The 14,079-nt window shown below is 54.5% G+C and carries 11 protein-coding genes; 5 read left to right on the forward strand and 6 right to left on the reverse strand.

The annotated features are described in order from the left end of the window. Window positions 1-118 precede the first annotated feature (118 nt). A complete protein-coding gene (locus JIN87_RS18380) occupies window positions 119-811 on the forward strand; it encodes a TorF family putative porin (RefSeq protein WP_200357068.1) in 693 nt (230 codons plus the stop codon). Window positions 812-959: 148 nt separating this feature from the next. Then, window positions 960-2,516 (forward strand): adenylosuccinate synthetase, encoded by a 1,557-nt coding sequence (locus JIN87_RS18385; protein ID WP_200357069.1) that lies wholly within the window; start codon window positions 960-962, stop codon window positions 2,514-2,516. Window positions 2,517-2,557: 41 nt separating this feature from the next. Here JIN87_RS18385 and JIN87_RS18390 read toward each other — a convergent pair whose 3' ends face one another. The 4 genes from JIN87_RS18390 to JIN87_RS18405 form a co-directional block, all read right to left on the reverse strand. Further along, window positions 2,558-3,463, reverse strand: coding sequence for a 2-dehydropantoate 2-reductase (locus tag JIN87_RS18390; RefSeq protein WP_200357070.1), 906 nt, complete (start codon window positions 3,461-3,463; stop codon window positions 2,558-2,560). Window positions 3,464-4,127: 664 nt separating this feature from the next. After that, window positions 4,128-5,006 carry a diacylglycerol/lipid kinase family protein gene (locus JIN87_RS18395; RefSeq protein ID WP_200357071.1) on the reverse strand — a complete coding sequence of 293 codons (879 nt, stop codon included), beginning with the start codon at window positions 5,004-5,006 and terminating at the stop codon, window positions 4,128-4,130. 62 nt (window positions 5,007-5,068) lie between these two features. Continuing rightward, the gene (locus JIN87_RS18400) at window positions 5,069-6,205 is read right to left on the reverse strand and encodes a glycosyltransferase family 4 protein (protein WP_200357072.1); all 1,137 of its coding nucleotides are present in this window, start codon (window positions 6,203-6,205) and stop codon (window positions 5,069-5,071) included. Window positions 6,206-6,230: 25 nt separating this feature from the next. Next, window positions 6,231-7,022: an FKBP-type peptidyl-prolyl cis-trans isomerase gene (locus tag JIN87_RS18405; RefSeq protein ID WP_200357073.1), complete on the reverse strand. Its 792-nt coding sequence runs from the start codon at window positions 7,020-7,022 to the stop codon at window positions 6,231-6,233. Between the two features lie 129 nt (window positions 7,023-7,151). Between JIN87_RS18405 and JIN87_RS18410 the strand changes: the two genes are divergently transcribed. The 3 genes from JIN87_RS18410 to JIN87_RS18420 all read left to right on the forward strand — a co-directional run bounded on the left by JIN87_RS18410 (window position 7,152) and on the right by JIN87_RS18420 (window position 11,958). Then, entirely contained in the window at window positions 7,152-9,068 is a 1,917-nt protein-coding gene (locus JIN87_RS18410) for an LOG family protein (protein WP_200357074.1), read from the forward strand. 64 nt (window positions 9,069-9,132) lie between these two features. Beyond that, the gene (gene purD / locus JIN87_RS18415) at window positions 9,133-10,425 is read left to right on the forward strand and encodes a phosphoribosylamine--glycine ligase (RefSeq protein ID WP_200357075.1); all 1,293 of its coding nucleotides are present in this window, start codon (window positions 9,133-9,135) and stop codon (window positions 10,423-10,425) included. Between the two features lie 141 nt (window positions 10,426-10,566). Beyond that, window positions 10,567-11,958, forward strand: a complete 1,392-nt coding sequence (locus JIN87_RS18420) for a hypothetical protein (RefSeq protein WP_200357076.1) — start codon at window positions 10,567-10,569, stop codon at window positions 11,956-11,958. Here JIN87_RS18420 and JIN87_RS18425 read toward each other — a convergent pair whose 3' ends face one another. Together JIN87_RS18425 and mpgS are read right to left on the reverse strand one after the other, a co-directional pair. Next, window positions 11,959-12,789, reverse strand: a complete 831-nt coding sequence (locus JIN87_RS18425) for an HAD-IIB family hydrolase (protein ID WP_200357077.1) — start codon at window positions 12,787-12,789, stop codon at window positions 11,959-11,961. Between the two features lie 35 nt (window positions 12,790-12,824). Then, window positions 12,825-14,027 carry a mannosyl-3-phosphoglycerate synthase gene (gene mpgS, locus JIN87_RS18430; RefSeq protein ID WP_200357078.1) on the reverse strand — a complete coding sequence of 401 codons (1,203 nt, stop codon included), beginning with the start codon at window positions 14,025-14,027 and terminating at the stop codon, window positions 12,825-12,827. Between the last annotated feature and the right edge of the window lie 52 nt (window positions 14,028-14,079).

Below are 14,079 nucleotides of genomic sequence, written 5' to 3' on the forward strand. Positions count from 1 at the left end.
TCAATCGCATGTTTCGCCCCGCTTCGTAAAAAATACGGAACTTAGACGTATGTTTACGAAACTAAGACGCGGGCTCTCCGGAGCTCGTATCAAATCAAACTACAATACAGATCAGAAAATGAAAAATAAGACTATCGCTATCCTAGCGGCAGCCGCAGGCTTCGTGTCTGCAAGCAACATCAACGCCCAAGAACTCTCTTGGGAAGCAACCTACGGAGTAGAGTCCGAGTACGTTTTCCGCGGCGTCAAGATCGCCGACGAAAGCATCCAAGGCGGCATCGAAGGTTCATACGCAGACGCATACTTCGGCGTCTGGGCACATGAAGCGTTCAACAGCGACTACAGCGACACCAGCGAGTTCGATTTCTACGCAGGTTACGGAGTAGCTCTCGACGACACTTACTCGCTCGATTTCGGTGGTACCCTCTACCACTACCCAGATGCGGATGGTGACGACACTGTTGAAGCCTTCATCGGACTCACAGCCGACGTACAACTCGCGCCAAGCCTCTACTTCTTCTACGACTTCGACATCGAAGCCATCACTGTAGAAGGAGCGATCGGCCACTCCATCGAAGTTGACAGCCGTTCAAGCGTCGATCTCGGAGCTGCGTTCGGTTACGTCGACATCGACAACGACATCCTCGATGCAGACTACATCTACTACTCTGCGACAGCGGACTACGTGTACTCCATCAGCGAAAGCACAGACGCAGCCTTCGGCGTTCGTTACAGCAACAACGACATTGGCCTCTACCCGCACGAGGACGGTAACCTCTGGGGCGGCGTAACGTTCACAACAAGCTTCTAATCTCTTAGCGAGATTCCCAGTTTCCAAGTCCGCCCCCAACCGGGGCGGGCTTTTTTTGGGAAATTGGGGACAAGTTTTGCTGGATCTCAGGCCGGATCCTCTTCATTTTCTCGCGGCTTTGGTCCTAACCGCCAAAGCAGATAGAGACATGGCCCTTACAGAGTACAAAAGCAAATTCATCGCCGACTGCGGCATCAGCATGGGAGACGAAGGCAAAGGTCGCCTCATCTCCGAAGTCGTCGAAGAACTCCGCGAAAAGACAGGCGTGGAAAATCCCGTCCAAGTCGTCCTCAAAGTAAACGGAGGCGCCAACTCTGGCCATACCGCTGGCGGCCTGAAGCTGAACCTCCTCCCAGCCGGCGTTGTCGATCAATCGGTCGCCACTCTTGCAATCGGAGCGGGCGTCGTAGCCGACCCACGCAAATTCCTCTGGGAACTCGTGCCCGTAGACCACAAAGGCTATCGTGTCACCGAACGCCTCGCCATCGACGAGCGTTGCATGGTGTCAGACGTTATCCACCGCCTCCTCGACCTCGCTTGGGAATGGTATCGAGTCAACGTCATCAACGAGGAACCACGCGGCAGCACCGGACGCGGCATCACTCCCGCCTACCTCGACGAAGTCGGCCAATTCCAAATCACCTACTCCGACTTCCTCGCAGACCAAGACCTCTACGCGAAGAAAGTCGCTCAACGCGCCGATCGCGCCTGCCGCGTCATCCAGCACGTATGCCAAGTGACCGAGGACGCATGGAACGGCTTCTTCGACACACTCACCGACGCTGAAGGACGCGCCAACGAGGAGGCCCTCAAGCTAGGTCTCTTCGAAACCAGCGAGTTCGATTTCACTATCTTTAAGGGCGAACAGCCTTTCACCCTCAACACCGACAAGATCGTCGAAATCTACTGGGACGCCGCCCAGAAACTGGCCGACAAGATCGTCGATGTTCGCGAAGTCGTCCGCGGAGCGCAAACCGCAGACCGGTATGTGATCGGCGAATACGGCCAGGCCTACTGGCTCGACAAACGCCAAGGATTCTCGCCCAACGTCTCCGCATCACACACTTACGCTCCCGAATTCTTCAGTTCCGCTTGCCAACCCGTCCAGCCCCTGCACGTGTTCGGCGTCGCCAAGGCCTACGACACCAAGGTTGGTACCCACGTTTTCATCACCGAAGAAGATCCCGAGCACCCGCTCTTCGTCTTGCTTCGCCGCTTGGAGTTCGGTGTCTCCACAGGTCGCCAACGAATGGTCGGCTGGTACGACGCAGTAGAAAAGGGCGACACGCTCCGCTACGGCGGTTTTGACGATCTGATGATCAATAAGATCGACGCCCTCACCCACTCGGGAGATTGGAACGGCAACCTCAAGATTTGTATCGCCTACGAGGATACCGAAGGAAAACGCTACTACCGCGTGCCTCGCAGCGAAGCCTTCCGCAAGACCCTCAAGCCGATCTACCAAGAGTATGCAGGCTGGACTCAAGACATCTCCAAGTGTCGCAGCTTCGGCGAACTCCCCGCCGAAGCAAAAGCCTACGTCGCCGGCATGATGCGAGCTCTTCTCGATTCCGCCTACCACGGTGAAGACTGGCCGGAAGAACTTCCAAATCTCCGATACGTCGGAGTCGGCCCAATGCCGTCACAAGTCATTCGCGACATCCCAGAGATCCGCGAACTTCTTAAGCACGACAAGCCTCTGTAAATCTGCGAACGGCCATCGTAATCGATGGCCGCCTCTGCGGACTATTTGCAAATCCGCTTCAAAAGAGCGTACAGCATCTCAAGCTTCGGCATCGCCACGCCTGCAGCCTTGGCCTGTCGAAGCGGCTCGCCCCAAATCGCCTCGACCTCTACGGGCCGCCCTTCCACAAAATCGATCATACTCGAAGGGCGATACGGCCCCATCGGCTGCGTGATCTCGATCTGATAATCAGCGAATCCATCACGAAAGGTGTATCCAAACTGGTTCGCTGCCGCCATGATTTCCTCCATCAGCGCCTTCGCTTCAGAGCAAAGCTCGGGCGATTCCACAATGACGTCGGTACAAACGCCTCCGGCCGCTATCGCTAGCCCGTTGAAAGGGACATTCCAAACCAGCTTCTTCCATTGGATCCCCAGCAAGTCAGGCTCGAACCTAGCTTTTACTCCAGCTTCAGAAAAAACCGAGACAAGCGTTTCAGCCTCACTCGCATCCGCCCCATCACTCGGCCCGATGCTGACCGAGCCCTTCATGAAATTCTTCACCACCGCCGGGGCGATCCGATTCAAACAAACGAAACAAAGGCCTCCAAAAACCTTGTTGTTCGGAAATCTCGCTTTCAAGAACTGGTCATTGCCTAGACCATTTTGAAGCGTGAGCAACTGGGTTGTTTCATCTACCAGTGGGTCAAGCATCTTAGGCAGGCTTTGATTCGCAGTCGCTTTGATCGAGACGATCACCAGATCGCTCACCCCTATTTCCTCGGAATCGCCAAAAGCCGCGACCCGATCGAGCGTAAACTCGTCGTCTGTACGAATGACCCGAACGCCATCGCGTTTAGCAACCTCCAAGTCGCTCCTCATCAAAAACGCCACCTCATGCCCGTTTCGTTGCAGAAGAGCTCCGTAGTAGAGCCCTATGGCTCCTGACCCCACAATCGCGATTTTCATATCTTGGAGCAGCTAAAAACCCAGCTATCGCCGTAGCAAGTCCGCACAGTAAAGAGATTCCCTGAATTGTGACAACGGGGTTAACTCCCAATCTTTTTCACAACTTGTTCCATCGATCAGGAACAATCACCAGATTTTACCAAAAAATAGGGAGAACACCCTGCATTCGCATTTCCCGAAAATCACTGGCTGAAACTTGCTAATTTGGCCCATTGCGCCGCGAACGTTACATCTCCCACATCTAGGGGAAATCCTTGTGGGCAGGATTTTGTCACAATCCAACTCACTCTTTCAAATTAGCGATAACAGCTCGACTCACGATTGCCCCTTTCCATCTCTACTCCAACGACTTACATCCGTCTCCAATAAGGGCCACGACGAAGCTATCCATTGTTTCAAATTTGAAACCAAACAACGACTGGATGACACTCCTGTGACGGTCGGAAAAGTCGCCCTCTCTATGCTTCAATTTCGTTTCAATTAAAAACGAAGGCCTTTGCGAACAACTCGAGACCGTTTTACATTCCCATCCTCCCCTATCGCGCCCTTGCTCATGCCTCTCGGGCAGTTGCTCCCAAGTTATTCACAATGGGTTTTCAGGGTATTTTTCCCCGATATATCTCATTTTCGGCCCCTATACGTGGTGCCCCCCATATAATGCCTATCAGCAGGACATCGCCACGATACGGAGCGATTTCGGGCGCGCTTTTACAGTGAGCGTTTCACCGCACTGGAAAATCTCCCCATCAACATGAAAGATACCTCCAGCCTCCATGTTGAGCGTAAAGCTGTCCGCGCAAATCGGAGTCACACGCGGACTATGATAGAGCTTCTTGCTGAACATCCGCCAAATAAGAATCACGAAACTGAGCAAATGCGGCTGAGCGATCGCGACGAGATTCAACTTCCCATCCGTCATCGAAGCATCGGGAGCGATAAACGCATTGCTTCCGTACTGCGACGAATTAGCGACCGCCACGATGTAAGCGCTTAAAGTTCTAGACCCGTCCGGCGTTTCGATGTCGCACTTCAGCGACTTATAAGCTCGAAACGCCTTCCACCCCTCCCGCATGTAATTGATCAGGCCACGCCCCTTCGTCTCATTGAACCTGCGGCCCACCTCAGCATCGAACCCGATACCCATCACGTTAAAGAATGGATGCCCGTCCGCTTCGCCCGTATCCACTTTGATCGCAGAGCCGGAAGCAGCCAATTTCAATGCGTCATCAAATCCTAGCGGAAGTCCGATATGGCGAGCCAAGCCGTTGCCCGATCCCATCGGAACGAGCCCAAACTCGCAATCGGTACCCACCACGACTCGACCGACTTCGTTGATCGTACCGTCTCCTCCGACAGCCACAATTCGCCTCGCACCCTGCTCTAACGCTTTCGTCGCCAGTTCCGGAGCATGCCCGCCCCGCTCAGTTTCCCAAACAACCGCATCCAGCTTTCGCTCCGAGACGAACGCTTTTACTCGGGCAACGCGTTCGTTTCCTTTTAAACGCTTGCCGGAGATGGGATTAACGATGAAGGCGAGTTCCATGGTGTTCTGAGATACACCTCAAGATGCATGAATCAAAAAAAAGCAACCTCCGATCCGCTTTCTCATTTTACGAGAGCACGCAAGGAAACCTGAAAACTGTCCACAACCGCATCCCAACTAATGCCTTCCGCGGTCAACCGAGCATCACGCCGCAGCTTCTCAAACCGACCGTCGTCTAGTCTACGCAACGCCTTCGCTTGCTCGACGAAATCCTCTTCGTCGCCAAACCGAGCGAGCTGACCGTTCTGGCCACTCTCCACATAAGATCGGCCAGCTGCATAATCATAGGTACAAACAGCCAATCCCGAAGCCATCGCTTCCGTCACGACATTGCCAAACGTTTCGGTAACGCTAGCGAATAGAAACAAATCCCCCGAAGCGTAATGCCGAGCGAGATCCTCCCCTTTCCGCATTCCCGCGTATATCACATCCGGATACTTCCGCTTCAAGCGAGCCATCTCCGGACCGCCTCCAACGAGAACCATACGATCACTCGGATTCACAGCTAAAATAGCCCGATAGGCACGCATCACCAGATCTATGTTCTTCTCCTTCGCAATTCGGCCCACGTACACGATCGCCCGCCCACCTTCGGGAATCTCCCACGAACACCTCAACTCCTCGTCCCGCTTACCTGGGCAAAACAGATTCGTATCCACGCCACGAGACAAAACTCCAGTGTTACGATACCCCTCCGCAGCCAAGCCATCGGCCATCTGCCGCGTAGGAGCCAGCGTGCAATCACAGAAATTGTGCACCATCCGCAGGTAGGCCGACATTCCCCTTTGCACAAATCCCACACTGTAGTGGTCGCTGTACTGGTCGAAGTTAGTGTGAAAAGTCGAAGCAACAGGGATCTTCAAAAGCCTTGCCGCGATCAACGCAGCCACTCCCAAGGGTCCCTCTGTGGCGATATGCACCACATCTGGGCTGCGCTCCTTCCACATGCGGTGCAAGCTGAAGCCCGCCGGTTCCCCCATTCTCAAGCTCGAATAACCGGGGATCGGAACCCCTGCCACCACGAACTCCTCAAATGGCTGCGACTCGGCCACAGCATCCACCTCCTCGTGCTCCTGCACAGGCCGGGTAACTTGCAGCTCCCAACCACGCTCTGCCAGCCCATGACAAAGACGTCCCAAAGTCATGGATACGCCATTTACCTCGGGCGGAAACGTCTCAGTAACCAGAGCGAGTCTCACGGCTGCTCGGACTTTTTGCCCAGTCCTACTGGAGCCCTTGCTGTTGCTGCAGTTGCTGCATCTGAGCTGCCGCTTCAGCAGCCGCAGCCTTGGCCTCTTCGTCAGAGAGCACCTTGAGAAGCTCTACTTCGAAGATCAGGGTAGATGCTGGCGGAATTCCCGGACGAGGGTCATCTCCGTAGCCAAGACGAGAAGGAACATACAGCTTGATCTTACCTCCCTCGCCAATCAGCGGAATCCCTTGCGTCCAAGCGGGAATCACCTCGCTCAGCTTGAAGGTGATCGGCCCCTTGTCTTCCGTTGAATCAAAAACCGTATTGTCGAGGAAGCGACCTTCGTAGCGCACCAAGACCGTATCCGTCTCCGTAGGACGCACTTCACTGCCTGGCTCCTTGATCTGGTAAAACAGTCCTGTCGCCAGCGAAAGCATGCCCGGCGTTCCAAAAAGCGAATCAAAAAACTCCTCGCCCGCACGTGTATTCTCCTCGAGCTGGCGCGCCTGAATCGTAACCTCGCGCTTCGAGAAGTACTCTTGCAACGCAAACTGGGATTCCCTCAGGTCAGTCGGAGCCTGCTCTCCGTCGACGTGACTCATCATTCCCGCTGAAATCCAGTCGATCTCCTGCGGATCGAGCTCGAGATCTCTCAAATTAAAACGCTCCGCCAGCAACCAACCCCATGAACGCAACAACTCCTCGTCAGTGTAAGTCGGTTCCTCTTGCTCCATCTCCTCAGGCAAGGGAATCAGATCCGCCAATTGCCCAAAACTCGGCAACGCAGCTGCAAAAAAGGAGGAAATCGCTAGAATCTTTCTCATAAAATATTAGGCATCAATCGGTTAACACCACCCAATCGCTACAGAAAGCGAGGGCAACGCTTGCCAGTCCTACCGATTTACCTTCTATTGTAAACCTTCAAAATCCCAAGCAAGACCAACTGCGACCTTATGAACGAAGATTCCTTTTGGATTAGCGACGACGGCCTCATCACCTCCCTAAAGCCGCGCTCCGATTCCGCCACCATCGACCTAACCATAACCTACAAGCTCAGGAACCCCGAAGAAGTCGCATTCGTCGCCGACCGGCTCGACAAGATCCAATTTAGCGAACGCAGCTCGCTAGCCCGTGTCGGCATCGAGATCTACGCCCCGCGCCCCCCTCGCCTTAACCGCGACCGGCTCATCCTCAGCGGAGAAGCCTTCGTCTACGATCTCGACTTCCCTTGCGCCCCCTACGCCGAGCGACTCCTCCAGCCGGGAACAGCCGCCGGGCGAGTTTTCTATGCACCCGAATCCCAGAAACTAAATTCCGACGAAATTTGGCAAGCCCTGCAGGACAACCGTATCAAACTGCCAAATACGACTTCTATCGACCGCTTCGGACGTGTTTTCCTCACTCCTCACAAGGTTCAATACACCCTCCCCAAGGGCGTTACCGAACTCGATCACCTACGACTCGTCAAAGGTCTCCTCCCTCGCACTTTCCTCGACAAAGTCCAAATCCGTGAAGATCTCGACGTCGTCTCCATCGAGCCCCAGTCCGGAATCCTAACCAGCTGCTCGATGTACCTAAAAGAGCACTACGTCGTGCTCAACCGAGGCGATGGCAACTTCGGCCTCCACTCCGGAGCCGTACTGCTCGACCCCATCAAGACATTCGGAACCGGAATCATCCTCGAGATTTACAACCGGAGCGACCAGCCAGTCATAAATCCCGTCGTATCCATCGAAGTCTACCGCGCCCCAAAATACGACAAAGAGCTCGTCGCCGAAAAACGCGACCACCGCATGGTCTTCTTCTCGAATCTCGACAAGATCTACCGCCAGCTGGACAACAAACCCAAGCAACACTTCGACCGCCTTCGCCCCACCACCGAGATTTCCCTCCGAGGCCAAAGCGCCAAAACCGAAAACCAAAGCATCCTCATTCGAGCCGAAAACTCGATCAAAGACGAGATCCTGCGCGTCGCGAACAACGGCCATTTCGGATACCGCACCGTCAACCAGGCTCTTCGCAAAGGCGACCAGGAAGCGAACACCCTCGTGCTCGACTTCTTCCCCAGCCTCACTGAGCACATCGAAATCCTCGCCAGCATCAAGCGCCTCAAGATCCAGAATCTCGTCTTCCGCAAAGCCACGCCCATGCAGGAGTTCTTCCTCAGCAACGAGGCTCACGGCCAGCTGGAGACCTATCACCAGCTCGGTATCAACGTGTACTGGCTGGTGCCCCAAATGAACGACCTCTACGTGCACACCTACAAGCACGACCACGGCTACTTCATCCGCGAAGAGGAAGTCGACCGCTTCCTCGCTTGCACCATCCTCGCCTTCTACGGATCCGCCCTCGAAATGGACGCAGAAGAAGAGCGAAAAATCAGCGAGCTTGTCGTTCGCATGACCGACTTCTTTGGAAACAACGTCGGCATTCTAACCGGCGGCGGGGAAGGCGTAATGGGCCTTGCCAACGATGTCGCCCGCAAACGCGGCTGCCTCACCGGAGCCGCTTTCCTCGAGCTCGAAGCCCAACCGCCCAAAGTCGGCGTCAACTTCTTCAACACCTTCCAGGAAACCAACCGCCACAACCGCCAGAAATGGTTCCAAGTAGCCGACTTCTGCATCTTCAATCTCGGCGGAGCCGGCACCATGGAGGAAATCGGCATCGAGCTCTGCAACATGAAGCTCGGGATCCGCCCCCGCGTCCCGTACGTCTTCTACCACGACGAGTTCTGGTCCAATCTCGAAAACCAGTTCCAACAACTCGTAGCCGACGGACGCATGCCAGCCTGGATGAAGGAGCAACTCCTCTTCTCAGGCAACCCCGACGAAATCATCCAGTTCTACCGCAAGAGCCTGCAAATTCTGTAGTGAACCGCTCAACATTTCCCCAATAAAATTGACTTCCCCTCAGGGTTCCCAAACTCCCTGAGCCATGTCTGAAAACACTCCTCTCACTGCCCTTGTCGTAGGATCCGGCGGACGCGAGCACACCCTCGCCACCGCCTGCGTAAATAGCCCGCTCGTCGGACGCGTCATCGCCGCCCCAGGCAATCCAGGCATCGCTCAAGACTGCGAGTGTTTCGACGTGGCAGCCGACAACATCGAAGGGCTCGTCACCCTCGCCGAGGAACAGAAGGCCGACTTCGTGATCGTCGGACCAGAAGTCCCCCTCACCCTCGGACTCGTTGACCAGCTCCAAGCCAAAGGCATCCTCGCCTACGGGCCCAAAGCCGACGGAGCTCGTCTCGAAGGTTCAAAGAACTTCACCAAGGAAGTCCTTCTCAAAAACAATATCCCAACCGGCGCCGCCGCCAGCTTCACCGAATCCGCTGCGGCCATCGAGTACCTGCAAACCGCCTCCATGCCAATCGTGCTCAAGGCCGACGGACTGGCAGCCGGAAAAGGCGTAATCATCGCCCAGGACCTCGATGAAGCCACCAAGACAGTGAAGGACATGATCGACGGCGGAGCCTTCGGAGAAGCCTCCAAGGAAGTCCTCATCGAAGAGTGCCTCTTCGGAGAAGAAACCTCCATCCACGTCATTGTATCCGGAAAAGACTACGTCGTCCTCCCAACCTCCCAGGACCACAAGCAAGCCTACGAAGGCGACGTCGGTCCAAACACCGGAGGCATGGGCGCCTACTCCCCAGCCGATCTGATCAGCGATGAACTCATGGCTCAGATCGAAAACGAAATCGTAAAGCCATCTGTGGAAGGAATCGCAGCCGAGGGTATCGATTTCCGAGGAACCCTCTTCATCGGCCTCATGATCACCAAGTCCGGACCAAAGGTTCTCGAGTTCAACACACGCTTTGGCGATCCGGAAACGCAAGTTCTCCTCACTCGCCTCGAAACCGACCCAGTCGAAATCATGCTCGCCGCCGCCAAGAGCGAACTCGACCAGCTCGAAGTGAAGGTGAAAGACGACTACGCGATGGTCGTCGTTCTCGCTTCCGACGGCTACCCTGGCTCCTACCCGAAAGGTGAAGTCATCACTTTCCCAGAATCGGCCGGCGAAAACGAAGTCGTTTTCCACGCAGGCACAAAGTACGATGCCGAGAAGAACGTCACCACCAACGGAGGACGCGTCCTCGGCGTCACCGCTTTAGGCGCAGATCTAAAAACAGCCGCAGACAAAGCTTACGCGCTCTGCGACAAGATCGACTTCAAGTCCAAGTACCTTCGTCGCGACATCGGTTTCAAGGAACTGAACCGCCAAAAGTAGCAGCAAGGAGGGTTGCGCTCCGTCGCAACCGTTCCAGCAGGCACAGACTTCACCCGCTAGGCCGCCTAATATTAGGCGGCCTTCTTATTAGCCTTTCTACTTTACTTATTCCCCAAAGTTAGCTACTTTTCAAAAGTAGCCATGAAAGCAAAACGAGCAGTCGAAACCATGCTGTTTTCCGTGGCGGCTCTTGCCCTCTCGGCCTGTAGCGACCAAAGACAAGAACCGACCCCTAAAACGGCGGAACCCGTAGTTTACGAAGTGCGCACCGTGGAAGACGCGAAGGCTCGCTTCGCAAAAGGAATAGATTGGGATTCGCGCCCCCGGGCACGTGCCACGCTCTACACGGATCTTTTAAACAAGAACGATACCGTGGGCGAACTGGTCGGGGACTCGGTCCATCACAGTTCCGAGTACGAATGGTTCGCATTCATTGATTACGAGCCCGGCGCCTACTTCCGCCACCCAGTCGCGCACGCCTTCCTCACTTACGAGGAACCCAAAATCAGTATCCTGCCTCGAAAGCACGTCCCAACCGTGAATTACGAACCGGCCTGGGGAAACACTTCCGAGCTCTTGGGCGATGAAAACGTATTCTACAACAAAAGCTGGCTCGACCGCCTTCCCGCGAAGGACGCAGAAGATATCCTAGCAGATCAGGCGACAAACTGGCCGCCTCGCATGATGGCTGACCAATGCAAAAACGAGAAACGTGCCTACGCTCTGCTTATCCACAATATCGAAGACCTGGATACAAGTGTCGAGACGGTGGACAACCTCGAGCTCATGACGCAGGCCCTCACCGCGAACGGCTACCACGTGCAAGATTTCGTACACGATCCTGCCACCGGCGAACGGCGCCCCTATTTGGATTTATCGAGCCCACGTGGCGGCGGGATCCGTCAATTGATGAACTTCATTAACATCCACGTAGACTTCAATGATTGCTGCGAAGAGCTTGTCGTCTACATCACCGGCGAAACGACGATAGAAAAGTCAGGCTACCGTGAATCCGTAAGCCTCGACCTCCCATTCGCCTACACAGGTACCGACCGCTCTCGCAAACCTGAGAAGAAGTTCTATCCAGAAGATCTAGCAACGATTCTCGACGGTCTCAAAACCTGTCACCTCAACTTCATTATCGACTCGAATAACGCACAAGGCTTTGCAGGTGACTTGCTCCGCATACCTAATACGGAAAGCGTCCTCACCTCGTGCCAGAATAACGAATACACGTATTCAAGCGCAGTCGAAACGCTCGCAGACAGCTTCAAGGATCCCTTCGGTGTTTCCCGTGGAGAAAAAGGAAGCGAGTTTACGAGCAGCGTAGCGAAATCGCTCTTCGACAACGCAGCCGCCCGCATCAAAGGAGAACGTCCGGATCAAGCCGGAAATCTAGTGAAAGCCGCCTACGAAGCCGTCAAGCTCTACGACCTTGGCTACTTGGCAGGAAAGAGCACACCAGCACTGCAAGGACGTACAATGGACTCCGATTGCCCCTGCGGCATCGACACTCAGCTGACCAAGTACTGACTAAACTGGCTGTTCTTCGCCAATCAACTGCTGGGCAACTTTCACCCAGCCTTTAGGGCCAACTCCATTGACCTTCTCGATCCGACGTCCCGATAGTCCGGCCCACGAACCGTTGGGACGCTTAACGAGATGAGGCCAATCTACGTTCTCCAGGAGCTCCTGGTCGTTCTCGCTATCGCCCAATCCGAATGAAATAAGCGTATCACTCGATTGAGCTCTCCACAGTTCGCCAAAGACGCGAATGGCCGCCCCCTTATCCGCCGAACTGTCGATAACAGTTCTGAAACGACCTCCAGGCAGAGCCTTCAAGCCTTCGTATTCAAACGCAGAGTCGAGGCTTTCCCAAACGTCCTCGGGAAGCTTAGCAGAAAGAGTTTCGCTATACTCACGCTCCTGAGCTCTCCGTGCAGATATAATGTCGAGCCCGGTGATGCTCGCCACGTCCTCCGTCATCATCGTGCTAAATCCACGCAAGGATTCGCCAAACTTGGATTCCACCCGATTTAGCCTTTGCCTGATCTCTGCAGCGGGCTTGCCGAGCTCCACCCGTTGCCAGCCATCCACGATCCGCATGGGAGCGATCGATTCATCCCAAAAGCCCGGAGGCGCGACAATCGCGCTTCCGTTCTCCACGATGCAGGGCATTTCGATCCCCAGCTCCTGCTGCAGGACCCTCTGCTCGCCGAAAGTCTTCGATGAGCAGAACACCACGAGATGGCCAAGTTCGATTAAGCGTTGCACATAAGGGCGAGCAAGTTCGCTGGAGTAGTCGTTGAAATCAATCAACGTTCCGTCCAAGTCTGTGAAAATTGCAGTTTTTCTAGATTCCATGAGTTGGGGTACCTGAGTAGGGAGTGACGGACTGGTTAAACCAATGAAAGAGCTTCGGTTTCGCTGTCAAAGGCAGCTTCGCAATGCTCCAAGAAAGTATCCAAGTTGAGATTACTCAAATTGCTATACACCTTTACGGGAGCAACGCCCTCAGGCTGGTCCAACTTCATTCGCATGGCGCGCTCTTCAGCGATCTCTCGCTTCAGAAGCTCCGGACATAGCGGAGAATTATAGATCACCGACAAGGACGCATCGATCATGTCCTCGACATGCTCCTCGCCTTTCGATTCGTGAAGATGAGGATTACGCGACTCCAGCTGGCAGATAGTAACCTTCTCGCGCGGATTCACTCCCTCCTTCGGCTCCATTATGCCACCCCAACTTTCTAGAATATTCACGTAGTGATGCGTCTCTACCGCATACCCAGCGGCGTATTCGATATTCAAAGCAAGATCGACAGTCAGAGCGTGCTCGCCCGCATTACCCGTTTTCACGACCTCCGTTTCGTATCCGCTAAAGTGCGACAAGAGTAAGTTAAGAGTACGATTAGAGTGTACAGAACTCCGCCCCCATTTTGCGAAGAAGAGAGCATTCTCCATCACCTTAGGCTTAGAGTTCCACGAAATCCGAACAAAGGTACTATCCGTATCGAACATCTCGAAACCCGCTGCGTACTCCTGCACGTATTCGTGAACAGCCCCCGGGAAGTAGTTATCGCTGTCTACAAAACCGATGTATTTATTATCCAACCACCGGGCCAACAGCGTACCCATGATCATACCTTCCGCCTTTCCGGAACGCACAAGACCATCGTCCCCCAGCAGCTCGCCGTATCCAGCCAGCTCGATCGCCTTCGCGATCGCCGCATCCTTCTGGTGCACCACTAGCACCTTTTTGTTGGTGAACTTACAAAAGTTAGTGATCGCTTCCTTTTCGATATGGAAACGATCTACCGGCCCGCGTGGACTATTGGATACGACTATAATCTGACAAGGGTGCGGTATTCCTACCAGCACCCCTTCAATCAACTTCAACCGCTCGTTCTTTACCGGCACCACGATCGCCATGTTTTTCTGGCGCTCGTACAATGCCTCGGACGGAATGCTTCGGATAACGTCTGTATGCGAAGTTTCATGTTGCCCGGAGTAACCTCCACTATCGAGTTCGTAGACCTTTTGGAGTCCATAAATCTGTACCGCGCCAAGGCGCTCGCAATCTCTCGGGATTTCAATCTTCATACTATTATCAGCTCTCAGGGGGATGCTCAATTGTGAGCAATTACGTTCTTCG

The organism is Pelagicoccus mobilis (assembly GCF_016595505.1).
In the GTDB taxonomy this organism is placed as follows: Bacteria; Verrucomicrobiota; Verrucomicrobiia; order Opitutales; family Opitutaceae; genus Pelagicoccus; species Pelagicoccus mobilis.

Bases quoted from the DNA above. Each gene is read 5' to 3' on its own strand.
- JIN87_RS18395 (WP_200357071.1), bottom strand. From the start codon at position 5,006: ATGGAACTCGCCTTCATCGTTAATCCCATCTCCGGCAAGCGTTTAAAA.
- JIN87_RS18420 (WP_200357076.1), top strand. From the start codon at position 10,567: ATGAAAGCAAAACGAGCAGTCGAAACCATGCTGTTTTCCGTGGCGGCT.
- JIN87_RS18390 (WP_200357070.1), bottom strand. From the start codon at position 3,463: ATGAAAATCGCGATTGTGGGGTCAGGAGCCATAGGGCTCTACTACGGA.
- JIN87_RS18380 (WP_200357068.1), top strand. From the start codon at position 119: ATGAAAAATAAGACTATCGCTATCCTAGCGGCAGCCGCAGGCTTCGTG.
- purD (WP_200357075.1), top strand. From the start codon at position 9,133: ATGTCTGAAAACACTCCTCTCACTGCCCTTGTCGTAGGATCCGGCGGA.
- JIN87_RS18425 (WP_200357077.1), bottom strand. From the start codon at position 12,789: ATGGAATCTAGAAAAACTGCAATTTTCACAGACTTGGACGGAACGTTG.
- JIN87_RS18385 (WP_200357069.1), top strand. From the start codon at position 960: ATGGCCCTTACAGAGTACAAAAGCAAATTCATCGCCGACTGCGGCATC.
- JIN87_RS18405 (WP_200357073.1), bottom strand. From the start codon at position 7,022: ATGAGAAAGATTCTAGCGATTTCCTCCTTTTTTGCAGCTGCGTTGCCG.
- mpgS (WP_200357078.1), bottom strand. From the start codon at position 14,027: ATGAAGATTGAAATCCCGAGAGATTGCGAGCGCCTTGGCGCGGTACAG.
- JIN87_RS18410 (WP_200357074.1), top strand. From the start codon at position 7,152: ATGAACGAAGATTCCTTTTGGATTAGCGACGACGGCCTCATCACCTCC.